This window comes from Syntrophobacter fumaroxidans MPOB, from assembly GCF_000014965.1.
GTDB lineage: Bacteria > Desulfobacterota > Syntrophobacteria > Syntrophobacterales > Syntrophobacteraceae > Syntrophobacter > Syntrophobacter fumaroxidans.
This window is the reverse complement of record NC_008554.1, coordinates 2,177,184-2,196,997: the sequence shown is the minus strand read 5'-3', so window position 1 is coordinate 2,196,997 and position 19,814 is coordinate 2,177,184. Positions and strand designations below refer to the sequence as shown.

The 19,814-nt window shown below is 59.2% G+C and carries 16 protein-coding genes and 1 pseudogene; 11 read left to right on the top strand and 6 right to left on the bottom strand.

The window, feature by feature from the left end:
* The first annotated feature begins 3 nt into the window (after positions 1-3).
* The 10 genes and pseudogenes from SFUM_RS23930 (at position 4) to SFUM_RS09260 (ending at position 10,618) form a co-directional block, all read left to right on the top strand.
* The gene (locus SFUM_RS23930) at positions 4-1,719 is read left to right on the top strand and encodes a CoB--CoM heterodisulfide reductase iron-sulfur subunit A family protein (RefSeq protein ID WP_041440223.1); all 1,716 of its coding nucleotides are present in this window, start codon (positions 4-6) and stop codon (positions 1,717-1,719) included.
* 57 nt (positions 1,720-1,776) lie between these two features.
* A complete protein-coding gene (locus SFUM_RS09295; protein ID WP_083764009.1) occupies positions 1,777-2,196 on the top strand; it encodes a hydrogenase iron-sulfur subunit in 420 nt (139 codons plus the stop codon).
* A 152-nt stretch (positions 2,197-2,348) separates the two neighbouring features.
* Complete coding sequence (locus SFUM_RS09290; protein WP_011698654.1) at positions 2,349-3,155, top strand: 4Fe-4S dicluster domain-containing protein; 807 nt, start codon at positions 2,349-2,351, stop codon at positions 3,153-3,155.
* A gap of 12 nt (positions 3,156-3,167) precedes the next feature.
* Positions 3,168-5,204, top strand: a complete 2,037-nt coding sequence (gene fdhF / locus SFUM_RS09280) for a formate dehydrogenase subunit alpha (protein ID WP_083764008.1) — start codon at positions 3,168-3,170, stop codon at positions 5,202-5,204.
* 377 nt (positions 5,205-5,581) lie between these two features.
* A pseudogene (locus SFUM_RS24190) lies at positions 5,582-5,763 on the top strand (CoB--CoM heterodisulfide reductase iron-sulfur subunit A family protein); the annotation flags it as partial.
* 14 nt (positions 5,764-5,777) lie between these two features.
* Positions 5,778-7,508, top strand: a complete 1,731-nt coding sequence (locus tag SFUM_RS09275; protein ID WP_011698651.1) for a CoB--CoM heterodisulfide reductase iron-sulfur subunit A family protein — start codon at positions 5,778-5,780, stop codon at positions 7,506-7,508.
* Between the two features lie 182 nt (positions 7,509-7,690).
* Positions 7,691-8,122 (top strand): hydrogenase iron-sulfur subunit, encoded by a 432-nt coding sequence (locus SFUM_RS09270; protein WP_083764007.1) that lies wholly within the window; start codon positions 7,691-7,693, stop codon positions 8,120-8,122.
* A 7-nt stretch (positions 8,123-8,129) separates the two neighbouring features.
* On the top strand, positions 8,130-8,294 hold the full coding sequence (locus SFUM_RS23125) for a hypothetical protein (RefSeq protein WP_153307209.1): 165 nt from the start codon (positions 8,130-8,132) through the stop codon (positions 8,292-8,294).
* Positions 8,295-8,326: 32 nt separating this feature from the next.
* The gene (locus SFUM_RS09265) at positions 8,327-9,265 is read left to right on the top strand and encodes an NADH-quinone oxidoreductase subunit B family protein (protein WP_011698649.1); all 939 of its coding nucleotides are present in this window, start codon (positions 8,327-8,329) and stop codon (positions 9,263-9,265) included.
* A gap of 3 nt (positions 9,266-9,268) precedes the next feature.
* Positions 9,269-10,618, top strand: a complete 1,350-nt coding sequence (locus SFUM_RS09260; RefSeq protein ID WP_011698648.1) for a Ni/Fe hydrogenase subunit alpha — start codon at positions 9,269-9,271, stop codon at positions 10,616-10,618.
* Positions 10,619-10,859: 241 nt separating this feature from the next.
* Here SFUM_RS09260 and SFUM_RS09255 read toward each other — a convergent pair whose 3' ends face one another.
* Positions 10,860-11,792, bottom strand: a complete 933-nt coding sequence (locus SFUM_RS09255) for a universal stress protein (protein WP_011698647.1) — start codon at positions 11,790-11,792, stop codon at positions 10,860-10,862.
* Positions 11,793-13,049: 1,257 nt separating this feature from the next.
* Between SFUM_RS09255 and SFUM_RS09240 the strand changes: the two genes are divergently transcribed.
* On the top strand, positions 13,050-14,075 hold the full coding sequence (locus tag SFUM_RS09240; RefSeq protein ID WP_011698645.1) for a Tim44 domain-containing protein: 1,026 nt from the start codon (positions 13,050-13,052) through the stop codon (positions 14,073-14,075).
* 718 nt (positions 14,076-14,793) lie between these two features.
* On the opposite strand, the gene tsaB is transcribed toward SFUM_RS09240, so the two are convergent.
* The 5 genes from tsaB to uppS form a co-directional block, all read right to left on the bottom strand.
* The gene (gene tsaB, locus SFUM_RS09230) at positions 14,794-15,531 is read right to left on the bottom strand and encodes a tRNA (adenosine(37)-N6)-threonylcarbamoyltransferase complex dimerization subunit type 1 TsaB (protein ID WP_083764005.1); all 738 of its coding nucleotides are present in this window, start codon (positions 15,529-15,531) and stop codon (positions 14,794-14,796) included.
* Positions 15,532-15,553: 22 nt separating this feature from the next.
* Positions 15,554-16,663: an RIP metalloprotease RseP gene (gene rseP, locus SFUM_RS09225; protein WP_150109470.1), complete on the bottom strand. Its 1,110-nt coding sequence runs from the start codon at positions 16,661-16,663 to the stop codon at positions 15,554-15,556.
* Between the two features lie 70 nt (positions 16,664-16,733).
* On the bottom strand, positions 16,734-17,906 hold the full coding sequence (locus SFUM_RS09220) for a 1-deoxy-D-xylulose-5-phosphate reductoisomerase (protein WP_011698641.1): 1,173 nt from the start codon (positions 17,904-17,906) through the stop codon (positions 16,734-16,736).
* Between the two features lie 51 nt (positions 17,907-17,957).
* On the bottom strand, positions 17,958-18,782 hold the full coding sequence (locus tag SFUM_RS21680) for a phosphatidate cytidylyltransferase (protein WP_011698640.1): 825 nt from the start codon (positions 18,780-18,782) through the stop codon (positions 17,958-17,960).
* A gap of 285 nt (positions 18,783-19,067) precedes the next feature.
* Positions 19,068-19,814: an undecaprenyl pyrophosphate synthase gene (uppS, locus tag SFUM_RS09210; protein WP_011698639.1), complete on the bottom strand. Its 747-nt coding sequence runs from the start codon at positions 19,812-19,814 to the stop codon at positions 19,068-19,070.

Below are 19,814 nucleotides of genomic sequence, written 5' to 3'. Positions count from 1 at the left end.
TCAATGAGTGGGAACGGAAAGAACACGGGTCCGAATGCTGAAAAAGTGCGCATAGGAGTGTTCGTCTGCCATTGCGGCTCCAACATAGCGGGCTATTTGGATTGCGTGGCATTGACCGAGTTTGCGGCCACTCTTCCCGGGGTGGTGTACGCCAAGAACAATCTTTACACCTGTTCCGATTCGGGCATTGCCGAGATACAGAAGGCGATCAAGGAACAGGGGCTGACCCGGGTCGTGGTGGCGTCCTGTTCTCCCCGCACGCACATGCCTCTGTTCAAGAGTTCGTGCGCCGAGGCGGGATTGAACCAGTACCTTTTCGAAATGGCCAACATTCGGGATCAGTGTTCCTGGGTGCACATGCAGGAAACGGAAGCGGCCAACCTGAAAGCGATGGACCTGATTCGCATGGCGGTGGCCAAGGCAACCTTTCTTACACCCCAGGAAGACATCGAATCGTCCCTGGTACGCAGGGCACTGGTGATCGGCGGCGGTGTGGCCGGGTTGTCGGCGGCGGGGGCGCTGGCCGACGTGGGTGTTGAGGTGATCCTGGTCGAGAAGGAACCCGAGCTGGGAGGTCTTCTGCGTCGGATCAACCGGCTGGCGCCTCGCGGCGAGGCCGCGGCCGACGTCGTCCGGGACCTGGTTTCGCAAGTGGAGTCCAAGACCAACCTCAAGACGTTGCTCGGGGCCGAGGTGACTTCCGTCACCGGGGTGATCGGCAACTACGAGGCGACGGTCCGGAAGAGCGATGGAACGGTGGAGCAGGAGACGGTCGGGTGCATAGTGGTCGCCACGGGCGCGGTGCCGTTCAAGCCCGAGGGTCTGTTCGGATACAACGGTCGGAACGTCATCACCCAGATCGAATTGGAAGAACGGTTGCGCGACGGTTCTTTTGACGCAAAGCACGTGGTCATGATCCAGTGCGTCGGAGCACGGAGCGCAGAGCGTACGTACTGTTCCAGAATATGCTGTCTCACGGCGGTGAAGAACGCCTTGTACATGAAGGAGCGGAATCCCGACAGCCAGGTGCACATTCTCTACCGCGACATCCAGATGTACGGCGCGGAGAACGAGCGTTTGCTCTGGGAATCGCGCAACAAGGGGGTCCGTTACGACGTATACGATGCAGACAGGCCTCCGGTAGTGAAAGATGGGGTGGTCGAAGTGTATCAGCCCCTGTTGGGAGAGACCGAGGAAATTCCCTGCGATCTCGTGGTTCTTTCCACTCCGCTCGTGGCTCCGGAAGACTCTCCCGCGCTGGCCAACCTGATGCGCATCCCGTTGGACCAGAACAATTTCTACCTTGAAGCCCACGCGAAACTTCGCCCTCTGGATTTTGCGACCGACGGCATTTTCCTGTGCGGAACGGCCCGGTATCCGGCAACGGTCGGGGAAGCCCAGGCTCAGGGTTTGGGAGCGGCATCCCGGGCGAGCACGATCCTGTTCAAGGACAAGCTCGTTACGAGCGCTCTGGTATCACAGGTGACGGACCGTTGCGACGGTTGCGGATACTGCGTCGACCTCTGCCCGTACGGAGCCCTCAGCCTGGAGGAATATGAAGAAAACGGGCAGGTACGCAAGAGGAACAAGTCGGACAAGATACTCTGCAAAGGTTGCGGATTGTGCGCGGCGACATGCCCCAAAGGGGGCGTGGTCGTGGTCGGCTTCACCAGGAGGCAGCTCGAGGCCCAGGTGGACGCGCTCCTCGAAGCGCTGTGACCCGCGTACTTTGAAAGTTATACGGGTTGTCAAAATATGAGAAAGGACTTCTCCGCCATGTCAGAAGATTTCAAACCGGTAATCGTCGGATTTCTGTGTACGTGGTGAGCATTTGCCGCTGCTGACCTGGCTGGGGTCAGTCGTTCGCAGTACCCGCCCAATCTGCGCATCGTCCGGATGATGTGTTCCGGTATGGTCAGCCCCGACCTGATCCTGCGCGCACTGTCGAAAGGTGTCGACGGAGTTCTGGTGCTCGGCTGTCACCTCGGGGAATGCCATTACCTGGAAGGCAATTACATGGCGGCAAAGCGGGTCGCACTGCTGAAGCAATTGCTCGCTTTTTCCGGGATCAATCCGGATCGGCTGCGGGCGGAGTGGCTGTCGTCCGCCGAGGCGCCGACTCTCGTCCGGGTTGCTACCGAATTCAGCGAACAGATCAAGGCGCTGGGCCCGTCGCCGTTGAGGATGGCAGCCTGAGATGGGCGAGCGGTGCCGGTCGTGAGAGGGAATTGAGTACCGGGAAACCCTGATCGGGTTTCCACGCCGGGTTGCGGGGAGTCGCGGTTCCGGGTCTCACGGGCGGAGCGCTCCCGGCAACGGGTATGTTCCCGGCGAGAAAGGTTTGACTTATGGTTGACGAGATCAAGGCAAGAGTGCAAGAGCTCCTGGCGTCCGGCAAGATCAAAGGATTTCTCGGCCTTCGGGAGATGCACGGTCAGGTCGGGCCATATCTTTTCACGGATGGAAGCGACCTCGACGGACTGGTCGCGGGCGATCGAAAGAGTCCCGGCGACAGCCGTTACCCTCTCAACCGGCAACTCATGATGATCGCCGGTCATTATCCGAAGGAGACGTTCGGAGTTTTGATTCGAGGCTGCGATGAGCGCGGCTTGAAGACGCTTTTCAGCTCCAATCAGCTCATTCCTGAAAAGGTCGTCCCGGTGGGCATTGCCTGTCCCCAGGAACTGGCCGATGCCTGTGAATGCATGAAACCTTTCCCCGACGAATACGTTGCCGGCGAACCCGGCGAGGGGCGTCCGTTCGGAACGGTCGAGCGCATTGAATCGTTGGCGCTCGACGAGCGGTTCGAGCTTTGGATGGCCGAATTCGCCAAATGCATCAAGTGCTACGGTTGCCGGAATATCTGCCCGATGTGTTATTGCAGGGAGTGTACGCTGGAGAGCAAGGATTTTGTGAACATCGGCAGCCTTCCCCCGGAAAGCCCTATCTTCCACCTGACGCGCGCCGTGCACATGGCGGGCAGATGCATCGACTGCGGGCTGTGCAATGAAGCCTGTCCCGCGGGTATCCCCGTCCGGACCTTGTACAAGAAGGTTGCCGACATCGTCCAGCAGGAATTCAATCTTCGGCCGGGGTATGATAGTCCAAATGCCGAGCAATCCTCCAGCAGCCTCGGTGAAGCTGCAAGACACTGAGAGGAGCCCCCTATGGAGTACCGGAGTGTATTGACCACTTGCACTTACTGCGGTTGCGGGTGCGGGTTCTACCTGACGGTCATTGACGGCCGGGTGGTGGACACCATCCCGTGCAAGACAAACCCGGTAAACGAAGGAAAGCTTTGCATCAAAGGCTGGAATGTCCATGAGTTCGTACACAGCCCCAATCGTCTGACTCAACCGCTGCTGCGCAAAAACGGCACGTTGACGCCGGTGTCCTGGGACGAGGCCCTGGATTTCACGGCCTCTCGTCTCCGGGAAATCAAGGAGGCGCACGGCAGCGACAGCGTCGCCTTCCTGGCATCGGCCAAGGTGACCAACGAAGAAAACTACCTCATCCAGAAATTTGCACGCGCCGCGGTGGGCACCAACAATGTGGACCACTGCGCGCGGCTCTGACACTCCTCGACGGTGGCAGGTCTTGCCGCGTCTTTTGGCAGTGGGGCGATGACGAACTCCATCGCTGAACTGGAGGATTCGGACTGCATTCTCGTGATCGGCTCCAACACCACGTCGTCTCATCCCCTGGTGGCGACACGGATTTTTCGCGCCAAGGAAAAAGGTGCGAAAGTGATTGTCGCGGACCCGCGCAACGTTCAACTGGTGAAAAAGGCCGACCTGCACATACGGCACAACCTCGGCACCGACGTCGCGCTGGTGAACGGGATCATGCACGTCATCCTGGCCAGGGGCTGGCACAACCAGGCTTTCGTGGACGAACGGACCGAGGGGTTCGAAGAGTTCCGCAAGGTGATCGAGCAGTACACCCCGGAGCGCACCGCGGAGATCACCGGTGTCCCGGCCGAGGACATCATCACGGTCGCCGACTGGTATGCCAACGCTCGAGCCGGCTCCATCGTCTACTGCATGGGGATCACGCAGCACACGACGGGTGTGGACAACGTCAAGAGCCTGGCAAACCTCTCCATGCTGACGGGCCACATCGGGCGGGAATCGACCGGCGTCAACCCCTTGCGCGGCCAGAACAACGTGCAGGGAGCCTGCGACATGGGCGGCCTGCCGAACGTCTATCCGGGATACCAGCCGGTGAACGTTCCGGCCAACAAGGAGAAGTTCGAGGCGGCCTGGAACGCGAAGCTCTCCGACAAGGTCGGGTTGACCATCCCCGGCGTGCTCGAAGGACTGAGCGCGGGCACGGTGAAGGCGGCCTACGTGGTGGGGGAAAACCCCATGATGAGCGATCCTGACGTACATCACGTGGAGAAGGCCCTGCGCAACGCCGAATTGCTGGTGGTGCAGGACATCTTCCTCACGCCGACGGCCGAACTGGCCCACGTGGTGCTGCCCGGGGCGTCGTTCGCCGAAAAGGACGGGACCTTCTCGAGCACGGAAAGACGAGTACAAAGGGTGCGGCAGGCGGTCAAGCCGGTGGGCGATTCCCGTGCGGACTGGGAGATCCTCCAGGAGGTGTCCACGCGATTCGGCTACCCCATGAAGTATGCGTCGCCTGCGGAGATCATGGAGGAAGTCGCCCGGATGACCCCTTCCTACGGAGGCATCACTTTCGATCGCCTGGAAGGGGACGGACTTTGCTGGCCGTGTCCGACCGCGGACCATCCCGGCACGAAATTCCTGCACGCAGGAAAATTTTCAAGGGGCCTCGGCCTCTTTCACGCCATCGAGTACAAACCGCCCGCGGAAGTGGTCGACAGCGAGTTCCCGTTCTGGCTCACCACCGGGCGAGTGCACGTCCACTACCACACCGGGACCATGACTCGCAATTCACCATCCCTTCACCAGGAAATGCCCGAGGGGTTCCTCGAGCTCAATCCTCAGGATGCGCAGGAACTCGGCGTGAAATCGGGCGACAGGGTGCGGGTGGTTTCCAGGCGAGGAGAGATGGTCACGCGGGTGGACCTGACCATGCGGGTCAGGCAGGGAATGGTGTTCATGCCGTTCCACTTTATCGAAAGCTGTGCGAACCTTCTCACCAATTCGGCCCATGATCCCATCGCCAAGATCCCCGAATACAAGGTGTGTGCGGTGTCACTGGAAAGGGCCGTGTGAGGCGGGATGGCCTGGGGTGCCATGATGTCGGAATAGCGAATAGCGGGTCTCCGAGGATTTGCTGAGGTTCCTGTCGAAGGACACGGTTTGTTGCACGGTCGGCAGGTTGATGTAATAATTGTTTGAACGAATGAACAGTGAGCGCGGCGTTCAAACATCAGCGTGTGCCTACATTTGGGATGGCGCGTCGGATACGTCCGACGCGGCCGTAGGCATTGAAAACTCGAAGGTTTTTGAGTTCGGGTCTGTTCCGCGGGACCTCGCCGGACTAACGGAAGTCGATGTTTCGGGGTCTGGAAGGCACTCGCCCGGAGCATGGTCTGTACCCTGCCAAACCGGGGCCGCAGCTCACCGAGATCATGGAACTGTAATCTGTCGATTTCGGTTTCATCAGGACGAGGCGGCCCCCGCCGCTGGTTACCACCAATCCCGGAGTTTTTGTGTGCGGATGTACCCGAGTGCCATGGACGATCCATTGTCCATTGCTCAGGTCAGCAGTGCAGCCGCGAAAGCGGCGCGGGTTCTGTCAGGTTCCGAGACAATGAGTCTCCCATCCTGAAGGAGAACAAGTCGATGAGTGGAAATGGAAAAAGCACGGTTCCAAGTACTGAAGAGGTGCGGATAGGGGTATTCGTCTGCCATTGCGGCTCAAACATTGCCGGCTACCTGGACTGCGAGGCTCTGACCGCCTTTGCCGCCACTCTTCCCGGCGTGGTGTACGCCAAGAACAACCTCTACACCTGTTCCGATTCGGGTATTGCCGAGATTCAGAGAGCGATCAGGGAGCAGGGATTGACCCGGGTCGTGGTGGCTTCCTGCTCTCCCCGCACGCACATGCCTCTGTTCAAGAGTTCGTGCGCAGAGGCGGGATTGAACCAGTACCTTTTCGAAATGGCCAACATTCGGGATCAGTGTTCCTGGGTGCACATGCAGGAACGGGAGGACGCCACCGCGAAAGCCAGGGATCTCATCCGGATGGCGGTTGCCAAGGCAGCCTTCCTCGAACCTCAGGAGGACATCGAGTCGTCGCTGGTTCGCAAGGCGCTGGTCATCGGCGGGGGAATCGCCGGACTGTCCGCCGCGCAGGCGCTGGCCGACATGAAAATGGAGGTCCTGTTGGCCGAGAAGGAATCCGCGCTGGGAGGGCTTCTCAACCGGATCAACCGTCTCGCCCCGAGCGGGGAAAGCGCTTCCGAGCTCATCGGGACGCTCATCGCCGACGTCACTTCCAAGCCGAACGTGAAGGTGCACCTGGAATCCGAGCTGGTTGGGCTGGGGGGAGTCATCGGGAACTACGAGATCACACTGCGCAACCGCAAGGGAAAGGAAATTTCCGACACGGTGGGTTGCGTCGTGGTGGCGACCGGAGCGGAGCCCTTCAAACCCAAGGGCATGTTTGGATACAACGGCAAGAATGTGATCACCCAGATCGAGCTGGAGGAGCGGCTGCGCGACGGCAAGTTCAAGGCCGACCGCGTGGTGATGATCCAGTGCGTCGGCGCGCGCTGCGATGAACGCAAGTACTGTTCCCGCGTGTGCTGCCTCACGGCGGTCAAGAATTCGCTCTACATCAAAGACCTCAACCCCGACGCCCACGTCCATATCCTGTATCGCGACATTCAGATGTATGGGACGGAAAACGAACGGATGCTCTGGGAATCCCGTGGGCGCGGAGTGCGCTACGACGTGTACGACGTCGACCGTCCGCCGGTCGTGAAAAAAGACGGTGTGGTGGAGTTTTATCAGCCCCTCACGGGTTTGACGGAGGAGCTCCCCTACGACCTGGTGGTGCTTTCAACCCCGCTCGTCGGGCGCGAGGAGAATTCCGCGCTTGCACAGCTGATGCGCATCCCCATGGATCAAAACGGATTCATGCTCGAGGCTCACGCCAAGCTGCGTCCCCTCGATTTCGCCACCGACGGGTTGTTCCTGGCCGGCACGGCCCGCTACCCTGCCACGGTGACCGAAGCGCAGGCACAGGGGCTTGGGTCGGCCTCACGGGCCGGTACGGTGCTGTTCAAGGACAAGCTGGTCACGAGCGCACTGGTTTCATATGTGACTGATCGTTGCGACGGCTGTGCCCTCTGCGTGGATCTTTGTCCCTACCTGGCGCTCAAGATCGAGGAAGTGGAAGAAGAGGGTCGCAAACGCAAGCGGATCAAGACCGACAATATTCTCTGCAAAGGTTGCGGTGTTTGCGCGGCCACCTGTCCCAAGGGGGGCATCCTTGTTCACGGTTTTACCCTGCAGCAGTTGAAAGCCCAGGTGGATGCGGCTCTCGCTTCGGTGAGGGCTGAAATATAGTGCGGCTCCCGCGGCCACGGACGTGCCTGCGCTCGGAATCCCGGCGGTCGCGGGCTCTGCGGGGGCGGATACCGCGACGACTTCGTGGTGTGGGAAGATTCGGGAATCGCGCGGTCGGGAGTGGATGGCGGTTTTGACTAAATTGCGGCAACCTACCAAGACTCTTAGAAAGGAGTTCCTTGATGTCTGATGATTTCAAACCGGTCATCATAGGATTTCTGTGCACGTGGTGAGCATACGCTGCTGCTGACCTGGCTGGGGTCAGTCGTATGCAATATCCTCCGCATTTGCGGATCATCCGGGTCATGTGCTCCGGCATGGTGAACCCTGAGCTCGTGGTGCACGCCCTGACCCAGGGAGCGGACGGCGTCATTATCATGGGATGTCACCTGGGCGAGTGCCATTATCTCGAGGGCAATTTCAAGACGGACGCGCGTTTCGAGGGCACGAGAGTGGTTCTCGAAAATTGCGGAGTCGATGCCGAGCGTTTCGAGACCGTGTGGGTGTCGTCCGCCGAGGCGCCTAAATTTGCGGAGAACGTGGTCAGATTTTCCGAGAAAATCAGGAAAATGGGCCCGAACCCTCTGCGTGTCCAGAAGGTGGTCAACGCCTAAGGTGAAAATGGAGCCGGGATCGCTGGTCCGAACCGGTCTTTCGGTTGCACGGCAATCGCTCGGTTCGGGGCCGGTGGAGCTCCAGCTGCGGATGCGGACGGCGCAGGTGTGGCGTGATGTGGCGTCGCCGGGGCCTGAAAAGGTGCCGGTGGAAATCGACGGTAAGGTTTGAGCTCCCGGAGCGCCGGAACAAGGGGTGATTCTATGGCAGTCAAAGTTGCGGAAGAATGGTTGAACGCATGTTCGGGATGCGAAATCTCCATCGTGGATCTGGGTGAAAGGTTGCTGGCCGTGCTGGACCTGGTCGAATTCGTCCACATCCCGGTGCTGTTGGATCATAAATATTATGGTCAACTGGGCGAAGGCAAGCACATCAACATCCCGGAAGCGACGGTGGGCATCATCAGCGGGAGTATTCGGAACCACGAGCACCTGGAAGTGGCGGAAGAGATGCGCAGGAAGTGCCAGATCATCATCGCCCTGGGCACGTGTGCAACCCACGGCGGGATCCCGGCGCTCGCCAACTCCTACCGGAACCAGGAAATCCTGGATCGCTACTACCATACCGAGACCACCGACAAGGTGGATGAATATCCAAGCGAAGGGATCCCCCACCTGCTCGACTCCGTTTATGCCCTGGACGAGAAAATCAAGGTGGACATCTATTTGCCGGGCTGCGCTCCGCATCCCGACCAGGTCTTCGCGGCGCTGGCCGGATTGCTGGCGGGTGAGCTGCCCAAGCTTCCCGACCGGAGCGTCTGTGACCAGTGCCCCACGGTCCGGGAGGGCAAAGGACAAGTGAAACAGCTGCGCCGCTTTCTGGAGGCGCCTCATTACGGTGCGCCGGATGAGCCTATCGACAAGATGCGCTGCCTCCTGGAACAGGGCTTTCTCTGCATGGGATCGGTTACCAAGGCCGGATGCGGAGGCGACAAAATAGTGCCCCGGTGCATCGCGGCCAGGGTCCCCTGCCGCGGCTGCTACGGGCCGGTCCAGCACGATGGCAATCAGCTCCTGCAAATGTTGAATGCGCTGGCATCCAATGGAATAGACATCCACTCTCTGCCCGATTATGTTTCTCTCTTGAGGTTTTCCGGTGCTCACAAGCTGCTGCGCCCCGGGCATAAACAAAAGGAGGCCTAGGACATGTCGCGAGTCATCAACATTGCGCCCATCACCCGGATCGAGGGGCATGCCTCGATAGCCATCAAACTGGACGCAAAGGGGAATGTGGCGGACAGCAAGGTTCATTACCAGTCTTTGCGGGGATTCGAAAAATTCATTGAGGGAAAACCGGCGGAGGAAGTGCCTCGGATCGTGAACCGCATTTGCGGCATCTGCCCGTGGCACCATCACACGGCGTCCAACAAAGCCGTAGATCTGTGCTTCGGCGTCACCGTCACGCCCGCCGGGCGTAAACTGCGCGAGCTCATGCAGATCATCTCCCACGGTGAGGACAAGATACTGAACTTCTTTTTTCTGGCGGCCCCCGATTTCGTCATGGGTCCCGATGCCGACTACGGCGTCCGCAACGTCATCGGAGTGGCCAAAGCTGCTCCTGAGCTGGCCACAAAAGCCGTGCAAATGCGCTACAAGGCGAAAATGATCCTGGAGAAATTCTCGGGGAAGGCCATCCACCCGCACGCCGCAGTGGCCGGCGGCTTCTGCAAGCCCTTGCTTGAGGCGGAACGCCAGGAGTTCCTGCCCCAGATCCGTGAATTGCTGGACTTTTCGCTGTTTACCCTCGGGTTTGCCAAGGCCGAGGTGTTCCCGAAGTATCTCGATGCGGTCAAAGTGCTGGGCGTGATCAACACCGGCTTTATCGGCACGGTGGACGAGCAGGGGGCTTTGAACGTCTTCGGCGGAAACCTCCGCATCATGAAGCCTGACGGCACTTTCGTCGAATTCGATCCTCAGAACTACACCGATTACATCGGTGAAGCCGTGACGCCTTTTTCGTACGGCAAATATCCTTATGCCAAGTGCTGGAACGAGGGCTTTTCGCTCGATATCGACAACCCGAAGGGAATCTACCGGGCCAACTGCCTGGCGCGCATCAACGTGGCGGACAAAATGGCCACCCCGCGCGCCCAGGCCGAGCTGGAGGAGTTCCGGGCGGCTTTCGGCAGACCCGCGCAATTGACGTTGCTGTACCATTGGGCAAGATTGATCGAGGACGTCTATGCCTACGAGCGGGCCATTGAGCTGCTGGAGGACCCTGAGATCACGGATACCAACGTCCGCGCCAAGGTGGAGCCCAAAGCAGGCAGAGGCGTGGGATGCGTGGAGGCGCCGCGAGGAACCCTGATCCACGACTACTCGACCGACGACAAGGGGTTGATCACTCGCGCGAACCTGATTGTGGGCACCACTCACAACCTGGGACCGATTCACATGAGCGTCCACCAGGCGGCAAGAGCCCTCATCAAGGATGGCGAAGTCAACGAAGGGATATTGAACAAGATTGAAATGGCGGTACGCGCCTACGACCCCTGAATTTCCTGTGCAACGCATTGCCTGGACGGCAATGGCGGCATCTCGATCCGCATCATGGATTCCAAGGGTGAGGTGATCAGGAATTATCCTGGCGGAAGATAACCGTTTAAACCGGTCAAAGAACCGGAACCGGACCAGGTCCGATAACAGTGAGGGGGCGCGACGCACCGCGTCCCCTCACCCTGTTTGAAACCATCAGAGACTCACGATGACATTCCACTGGAATGTCCGGCGTGCCTCATCAGATGACGATCCACAGCGCCACGTTCTTCCCGAGCTGAGTCAGCTTGGTGGCGACGCGGCCCATGTTGAATTCCTCGACTTCGGATACACCTCTTCGGCCGACCACGACCGTACCGATCCGTCCGCTCTTTGCTTCTTCGAATATGGCGGCGGCGCGGCTCCCCACTCCCGAGATGACCTTTGTCTTTATCTTGGACGCATCGACGCCGCAATCGATCAGAGTCTTCGCCGCTTTATCGAAAACCGGCTTCATGACACTTTCGGCTTCCGCCTGGAGCTCTTTGATCAGCCCTTCGTTGTTCCCCTGCTCCCCCTCTTCGTGGGGCACCCGCACCACGTGAACCATCTCCACGGAAGGAGCCGATCCCGTCAGCATTTTCCCGGCGAAGGATACCGCACGTTTTGATCCCCACGAGTTATCGACGGCTACCAGTATCTTCTTGGCGGAAGGCTTGCCCCCGACCAGGCAGATGGGTATTTCGGTGGTGTGGATGAGCACTTTGCTCGCCACGCTGCCCAGCATGGCGTCATCGACCATGCCGAGGCCTTTGCGTCCCACCATCACCATGTCGTAGCCGAATTTGGACTCCGCCAGGATGTCGCGCGCGATCCCCTCTTTTCTTTTCTGGACATTGAGGCTCACATTGTCCGCGGGAACACCCGCCGCAACCAGCAGTTTGCGCGCCTCGTCCATGAATTCCCGGATCTTGGCTTCCTTGTGGGCATCCCAGTTCTTCATGTATTCCATGTGTTTGTTCACCAGGGGGTCTTTTTCACGATCCCAGAAGATATCGGGCGCTTTGTCCATGACATGGAAAAGCACGATTTCAGTCTGGGCCAGGTTGAGCACCGAACTCGCATACTTCACGATCTCGAGCGACTGGTCCGATCCGTCGACACCCAGCAAAACTAATTTTCTCGCCGATTCCATCACTCTCCCTCCTTTTCACATCTCAAGAATCCGAAGCCGTCGATCAACACAATGGAGCGTCTACTTTCTCGATTCCATAAGATTTATCGCCGGGCTATCCCCCGAATTCGCAGCCGGAATCCTCCAAAACGGCATGAGGTGCGACAAAGGCCTGTACCGCGGTCTTCTTCTCTTTCCTTTGCCTCGCTCCGGCGGTAAGGAAAGAAAGGGCATCTGCCGTGGAAAATCCGGGCTGAGGCCTCCGGGAAGCCGACAAACTCTTCCAACGCGCCCGGACCAGCCTGGAAGCCACGCATCTGCGCGTTGGAGCCCGCATTCCGCGTGAATCGATGATGACGCTGTGACCTGTTTGTCCTGGAAACCCAGAACTGAACACCCGACCGGAGTGACGAGCGCTATGTCCCAACTCGTGTGCGCAAAAGGATCGCGACCATGGAGTAACAACAGTAGTTGAGGCTGTTTCGGAATTGACTCAAGCAGTTGAACTCTAACCAGAACCCGTTACTACAGGCAAACGCTCGCAGACCCTGCCACCATAACAGAATGGCGTCACATTTCAATAAGTAAATAATGACGATCCCTATAAAAGTCCACCCTGACAGTCCGATTGATATATCACCGGTCAAAAATCATTATTGTGCATTCCAACATGACTGCTTCGGCGCGATAGACCGCTATCCGCCGCCGCCGAATCCCTATTTCGAACGATAGACCCTGGAATCCGGTACCTTGTGAATATTCTCATAGATGCATGTTCCCCTTTGTGTGCCGGCGGGCCTTCAAATTCAACGAATCAACCCCGCCGGGGATCCCGCCGTTCATGCGCGCGTTTGCACGCGGGGCAGGGCAAAAATCCCCTCCCGCACAATCCAAGAGGTCAACGATCAACGACCGGCAGCGGGAATGGGAATACGCGCCGTGTGGGGGAGCCATCGCCAATGCCGCAAATCTCTCGATCATTATTGCCGGGACATTGAGATTCTGATATTTTCCCATGGTCAGGATGCGGTTTGCATCCGTCGTTCTCAGGGCGGGTCCCCAACGACGTCGAAGCGACGTTTGCGGTTACACATAACGGAGTCCGGGGCGGGAAATGACTGCCGCACGGCCGGATCCGCCGGAGCATGCATGGTCCGCTCTTCGGCGCCGGCGGAGACTTCCGGTGGGAGACCTCGCAATCCGACGGCGTGAAGGTGGTTCCAAACCAATCACTGCTGTGAAAGCCGCTTACAGCATTCGAGCAGGAGGAAACCCGAAATGAAGAAAAAGGCCTTGTACCTGGCCGTGTTGTTTTCGATCATCGTCATGTTCTGCGTTGCCACGCTGCTGGAGTCCAGCGCCTGGGCACGCGCGGGCGGCGGATCGTCCTCGGGAAGTCGGGGCAGCCGCAGTTTCTCGGCGCCGAGCGCCCCTCCCTCGAGACCCTCCCCCGGCCCATCCCCCTCGAGCCCGGGGTTCGGAACGCCCGGTTCCAGGCAGATCCCCGGTTCCCCCCCACCGTCTACCGGTTTTTCCAGGAGTCCGTTCTGGCAGGGGATGGCTGGAGGGCTTGCCGGAGGGCTCATCGGCAATATGCTGTTCGGGGGGCGAGGCTACGCCGGTCCCGGAGGTGGTGGCGGAGGCGGATACGGTGGACCCGGCCTGCTGGATTTGCTCATCATCGGCGTGGGGATCTACTTCCTGATGAAATTCCTGAAACGGCGACGGGAACAGCAGGCGGATACGCTCCTCTACAGTGACTCGGGCATGGCTCGTCCGCAGCAACCCTATTACGGCGGCGGAGGGCAACCGGAGTATCTCCCGCCCGCGGACGACGTGGAACGCGGCTTTCAGGAGCTCAGACGTTTCGATCCCGGTTTCAATGAGGAGAGCTTCAAAGAGACCGTTCAGGATCTCTTTTTCCGCATCCAGGCGGGTTGGATGAATCGCAGTCTCGACGGTATCGAAGGGTTGCTCGCCCCCGAGATGAAGGCATTTTTTGCGAGTGAATTCGATCGGTTGAGAAGGTCCGGGCGAATCAATAAACTGGAGAACATCGCGGTGCGCAAGGTCGAGCCGAGCGAGGTCTGGCAGGAGGAGGGCAAGGACTATGTGACAGTGCTCTTTACCGCCAATCTCCTTGACTACACGGTGGATGACAAGACCGGCCAGGTGGTCGAGGGGGACAAGCTGAATCCCGTCAAGTTCCAGGAATTCTGGACGTTCTGCCGGGATATCGGCACTCAGCGTTGGCAGCTAACGGCCATCAATCAGATGAATGAACCATTGCCGCACCTCAATTAACCTCCGCTTTGCCGAAGGATCCCGGACTTCGGGATCCTTCATCAGAAAGTCGCATTCTTCCCTTTCGAACACACGGCATGGATTGGATCGATGAGGGTGGATGGAGCAGAGGCTCCGTCCACCGTCCCACTCCCAGAGAAAAGCGCAGAAACGGTGCCCCTTTCCAAGTCCGTTGCCGAAAATGTCTTTCCAGCGCTGGGTGATTTCCGAGCTCGGCGGGAAGTCGGGATAACCGCTGCAGATTTCACAGCACCACCCACAGTGGCTGCAATAGCCGTCTGCAAGCTCATCTTTGCCGACGGGCGGCCGGGGCGCAAGCTCCCCCCGGGCGGCTCTCCACCGCTTCACTTCAAGGTGAAACCTGCTTCGCTCCCGGAAGAGCCTGCGAATTCGGCTTTTTTGAAGCCTGGGGGAGAGTGCCCGCCAGTTGGCGTCCGCCTTCAGGGATGCGACATTGCGCAGGAAGAAGGTCATGGGGAAAGAGGGGTCTGTGACGGCCTTAGGTGCTGCCGAGCCGGTTCTGGGGTGACCGTTCGATTTCTTCAGGACTCTTAGCAGGTGACGTCGGGATGCATCCATCAGGGTGAGTCGCTGTTCCATGGTTTAAGCCAAGTCGTGCGCAAGATGACACAGCACCGGTTCGCCGGGTCGTACGGTGCGCGTGTCGTTGCCATGTCCCCGCGCGGGAGAGATCGTCCTCAGGGGGGCGCCGGCCGGGTCAGAAACAGCGGTCGGGGTCGATATCGGCCGGTGACTTTGAGGGTTGGCCCAGATGCGGATAGTTGATTTCCGCCTCCGACGGTCTCACGTAGATCGGGACTGCTGTTACCGGGTCGTCCGCCATTCCCGCGGAGAATTTGCGGGCAGCCAGTTCGGCCACCGCACCCGCGCGAACGACATGCTGAGAAGCCGGGGCTTCCACGGCCAGTCTTCCCAATTTCTCCATGAGCGTGCGTCGGTAGAGCAACCACCCGTCGCCACAGAAAATCGTGGGTTCCTCGATCATGTCGACGATCCGCTCAGGGGCGATAGCCCGGTAGGGTCCCGGGCGGCAAATGCGGTTCGATTCATCGGCCCGGTAGAGGGCGCAGTAGACTTCCTTTTTCCGGGCGTCCAGCATGGCACAGACCGGCAGCCGCGAGAAACGGAACGGGGCGGCCAGCGCATCAAGGGTGGGGATGCCGGCGAAAGGCTTGCCCAGGACCCAGGCGAGTGTCTTCATGGAGGTCAGTCCGATGCGGATTCCGGTGAAACTCCCGGGTCCGGTCGAAACGGCGAACCCGTCCATTTCGGCAAGTTCCCGCCCGGTCTGTCGAAGGAGGTCATCGATGGTCCGGAGCAGCCTCCGATTGTGAGTCCGAGCTGACTGGAGGGTCCACTCCGCCGTCAGGATCGGACCTTCCATGAGAGCTACGCTCCCCGAAGACGTGGACGTATCGAGTGCGAGAATTTTCATGTTTGCTGGAGACAAGGCTTCGTCACGGTGACAGTTGGGGTTTTTGCCCCGGAAGCAGCCTCATGATGTCATTGTAAAACACGAAGGCCATCAGAACCAGCAGCAGAAGCATTCCGACCTTCTGCGCCATCTCGATCTTCTTCACACCCAGGGGACGCCCGAGGACCGCCTCCACGAGAAAAAACATGATATGCCCCCCGTCCAGTATGGGGATGGGCAGCAGATTCAGCACCGCGAGGTTGACGCTGATCAGGGCGATGAAGTTGATGAGCTCCAGCAACCCTTTCTCGGCCTGCTGCCCCGCCATCTGGGCAATCAGGATCGGGCCGCCCAGAACGTTGAAAGGCAGGGCGCGCTGAATCAGCTTGATCACGACCGTGATGGAGAACTTGGTGAGGTGCCAAGTCTGAAGGAGGCTGTAGTATCCAGCCTCCAGTGGGTTGATTTTCTTGATGAAATAGTTGGATGAGGCCACGACGCCGATGAGCGGCGTCTTGATCTTTTCCTTGAGCTCGCTTTCCTTTTCGCCCATGTAGGGAGTAATGGCGACGTCCAGGGTCTCCGTTCCACGCTGGATCCGTATCAGCAGGGGATGCTCTCCGCGTGCTTCAACCGTTTCCGACAATTCATACCACGTGGAGATCGGTTTTCCGTCAATGGCGATCACTTTGTCTCCGGCTTTCAACCCGGCTTTTTCGGCGGGTGAGCCCTGGGTGACCGAAGCGATGTCCGTGGTGATTTCGCGGATTCCCGAGAACGCGAAGAGAAGGGTGAATATGACGATGGCAAGGACAAAGTTGGAAAGAGGCCCCGCCATTACAATAGCCATGCGCTTGCCCACACGCTGGGACGAAAAGCTTCGCTCCATCTGTTCCGGGGTGACGTCTTCCTCGGAATCCTCGCCCAGCATTTTGACGTAGCCGCCCAGAGGGATCCAGGAAATCCGGTATTCGGTATCTCCCCGGGTGAATCCCCAAAGTTTGGGCCCGAACCCGAGGGAGAATCTCAAAACCGTGACGTGCATCCATTTGGCCACCAGAAAATGTCCCAGCTCATGAACGAATATCAGGACCCCCAAGACCACTATGAATGAGCTCATCATCCGTGCATAGTATGCGATATCCAAAATCAAGACCTCACTTGTTCAAAGGTTGCGGCTGATCGGGTTTCGGATCGAACCTGTTTCAGCCCGGTTGCTCGTTTCAGCGTCTTATATCGTCGATCAGCCGCTCGGTCTCCACCCTCGCCCACCGGTCCGCTGCGATGACGGCGTCGAGGTCCGGCTTTGCCGGTGCTTTGTGCTTGCCCATGGCTGTTTCGATCACCCCGGGAATATCTGGAAAGGCGATCTTCTCATCCAGGAAGGCGCCCACCGCTACCTCGTTGGCGGCGTTGAGAACGGCCGGATACGTCGAACCCTTCCGACAGGCATCAAAAGCCAGGCGAAGACATGGGAAGCGTTCCTCGTCCGGAGGATAGAAAGACAGTTTCTGAAGCCGGAACAGATCGAGGGACGGACTCCGCACGGGCAGTCGTTCGGGATACGTCAGCGCGTAGGCAATGGGAATCTTCATGTCGGGGATGCCCATCTGCGCGATTACCGAGCCGTCCACGTATTCCACCATGGAGTGGACGATGCTCTCGGGGTGCACGTGCACCGCGATCCGGTCCACCGGCACTCCGAACAGCCACCGTGCTTCGATGACCTCCAACCCCTTGTTCATGAGGGTTGCGGAATCGATGGTGATTTTGCGCCCCATGGACCAGTTGGGGTGACACAGCGCCGCCTGGGGCGTTACCATAGCCAGCTCTTCACGCGTCTTGTTGAGGAAAGGGCCTCCGGAGGCCGTGAGGAGAATGCGCTTCAGCGCGTCGCGGTGGTTGCCCTGCAACGATTGAAAAATGGCGCTGTGCTCGCTGTCGACGGGCAGGATCTCGACCTCGTGCTCGGCGGCAAGCGCCATCACGATCTCTCCAGCCACCACGAGGGTCTCCTTGTTGGCGAGCGCCAACCGCTTGCCCGCCCTGATCGCGGTCAGGGTCGGCAGGAGCCCTGCCGCGCCCACCATCGCGGAAACGAGCGTTCCCGCCTCCGGATGCGCGGCCACTCGGTCGTAGCCGTCGGAACCGAAGAGGATTTCCGGGCGATAGGCGTCGCCTTTCAAGGACCGATCGAGCTCGTCGGCGAGGTTCGAATCCAGAACGGAAACCGACAGGGGTCTGAAGGCTCTGATCTGCTCTCGCAGCAGCTTGATGTTCCGGCCCGCACCGAGCGCGATGACGCGGAATCGATCCGGAAACTGCCGTACAACCTCAAGGGTGCTTTCGCCGATGGAACCGGTGCTCCCCAGAATGCTGATCGTCCTTGAACCCATTGTCTCCTGCCCGGGTCAGGTTACCGTACATCAGGCCTTACGGCCGATAAGTCAAAACATCCATACCAGGAAAAACCATGCGGTCGGAAAAGCGAAAAGCAGGCTGTCGAGGCGGTCCAAAAGGCCTCCGTGCCCCGGGAGCAGGCTGCTCGAGTCTTTTATTGCGCTCATCCGTTTGAGCATCGATTCGAAGAGATCACCGGCCTGGCTCACCACGGCAAGCGTGGCGCTGAAGACAGCCAGTCTGCCGGCGGAAACACCTTCCATACAAACATACCCGAAAACGACCCCCGTTACAACGCTGGCGGCTACGCCACCCATGGCTCCTTCAACGGTTTTCTTCGGGCTCACGCGCTCGTAGAGCTTGTGTCGTCCAAGCCAGGTGCCGACATAGTACGCTCCGACGTCGCTCGCAACGATCACGAGAAGAATGAATACAAGCCAGAGCCGCCCGCCGCCCAATGTTCCGATGAGCAGTACATAAGACAGCAGATAAGGGATGTAAAGCCATCCCAGGCAGAGCCTGGACAGTAGGTCGGTCCGATGGAGGTCGAGCGGCGAACTGACCAGCAGGCCGAAAAAGCCGGAAAAAAGGCACAGAACCAACGCGCAGTGCAGTCCCGAGGGCCCGGCCGCAAAGGCTGCGAAGGGCATGGACAGCCCGACCGTGAGGTAGGAAACGAGAAGCGGAGGGGACAGGCCCTCGGGAACGAGCAACCGCTGCAGTTCCCAAAGCCCGAGTAAAACGGCGGCCAGGATGAGGACAAGCCAACTCCAGGCGGGACCGACCGCGATGATGAGCAGCAGAGGAAGCCCCAGCAGCACGCCTGTAATCAGACGTTGCCGATGGGAACTCCACTGATTGGTGTCGAACATGATTCGAATCCGGTATTCCCCTTGAACTGGGCGTCCGCCCAGGAAGAGGAAGGCATTGAACAGGCCCTCCGCAACCCTTCCAGGAATGGACCCAGACTATGATTCATTTCCATCCGAGGGAGCCCAACCCGGCTGGTCAAGACAGATCAAGGAATTGCCGCTCCCCCCGCGGGACCGAGGCTCCTCGATCCGGTCCCCCGCACGCGGCCGGTTCGATTTGTCCCGGCAGCGCCGGAGAACGTCCGAATGACTCCAAATCGCCACGAGCGTCCATCCGACAAGACGCTATGTAAAACTGACGGTGCGCAACTGGTCGCTCGTTTTCCCAAACCGCCGCTCCCGCCTCTGGAATTCGGCCAGAGCTTCATGGAACTGTGGTTCGCGGAAATCGGGCCACAGCGTTGCGGTGATATACAGTTCCGCGTAGGCCAGTTGCCAGAGCAAGAAGTTGCTGACGCGGTATTCTCCTCCCGTTCGGATGATGAGGTCCGGGTCGGGAAGATCAGTGGTGAACAGGTACCTGGAGAATTCCTCTTGAGACAGCGCATCGGATTCGGCTCTCCCCGCGAGGACGTCCCCGGCGTATTTCCGTGCCGCCCGGAGGATTTCCTGCCTTCCTCCGTAGTTGATGGCAAGACTGAGCACGAGCCGATCGAAATCGGCAGTCGCTTCCACTACGTGCCGCAATTCGTTGAGGACTTCCATGGGGATATCATCCGGATCCCCCAGATGGCGGACACGTATTCGCCTGGACACGAGATCGGCAAACTCGGATTTTAGAAACCGCCTCAAGAGATGCCAGAGGGCGGTGACTTCGCTTTCCGGTCGCTGCCAGTTTTCTTTGGAGAAGGCATAGAGCGTGAGGTAAGGGATACCGAGTTCCAGGCAACACTTTACCACTTCGCGGACCGAATTGGCTCCTTCATTGTGCCCGAAAACCCGGTTAGCCAATCGGAGATTGGCCCAGCGGCCGTTTCCGTCCATGATGATCGACACATGGCGGGGCAGGCGATTGAGATCGAGTCGGTGCAT

Bases quoted from the DNA above. Each gene is read 5' to 3' on its own strand.
- SFUM_RS23930 (WP_041440223.1), top strand. From the start codon at position 4: ATGAGTGGGAACGGAAAGAACACGGGTCCGAATGCTGAAAAAGTGCGC.
- SFUM_RS09290 (WP_011698654.1), top strand. From the start codon at position 2,349: ATGGTTGACGAGATCAAGGCAAGAGTGCAAGAGCTCCTGGCGTCCGGC.
- SFUM_RS09275 (WP_011698651.1), top strand. From the start codon at position 5,778: ATGAGTGGAAATGGAAAAAGCACGGTTCCAAGTACTGAAGAGGTGCGG.
- SFUM_RS23125 (WP_153307209.1), top strand. From the start codon at position 8,130: ATGGAGCCGGGATCGCTGGTCCGAACCGGTCTTTCGGTTGCACGGCAA.
- SFUM_RS09265 (WP_011698649.1), top strand. From the start codon at position 8,327: ATGGCAGTCAAAGTTGCGGAAGAATGGTTGAACGCATGTTCGGGATGC.
- SFUM_RS09260 (WP_011698648.1), top strand. From the start codon at position 9,269: ATGTCGCGAGTCATCAACATTGCGCCCATCACCCGGATCGAGGGGCAT.
- SFUM_RS09255 (WP_011698647.1), bottom strand. From the start codon at position 11,792: ATGGAATCGGCGAGAAAATTAGTTTTGCTGGGTGTCGACGGATCGGAC.
- SFUM_RS09240 (WP_011698645.1), top strand. From the start codon at position 13,050: ATGAAGAAAAAGGCCTTGTACCTGGCCGTGTTGTTTTCGATCATCGTC.
- tsaB (WP_083764005.1), bottom strand. From the start codon at position 15,531: ATGAAAATTCTCGCACTCGATACGTCCACGTCTTCGGGGAGCGTAGCT.
- SFUM_RS09220 (WP_011698641.1), bottom strand. From the start codon at position 17,906: ATGGGTTCAAGGACGATCAGCATTCTGGGGAGCACCGGTTCCATCGGC.
- SFUM_RS21680 (WP_011698640.1), bottom strand. From the start codon at position 18,782: ATGTTCGACACCAATCAGTGGAGTTCCCATCGGCAACGTCTGATTACA.
- uppS (WP_011698639.1), bottom strand. From the start codon at position 19,814: ATGCACCGACTCGATCTCAATCGCCTGCCCCGCCATGTGTCGATCATC.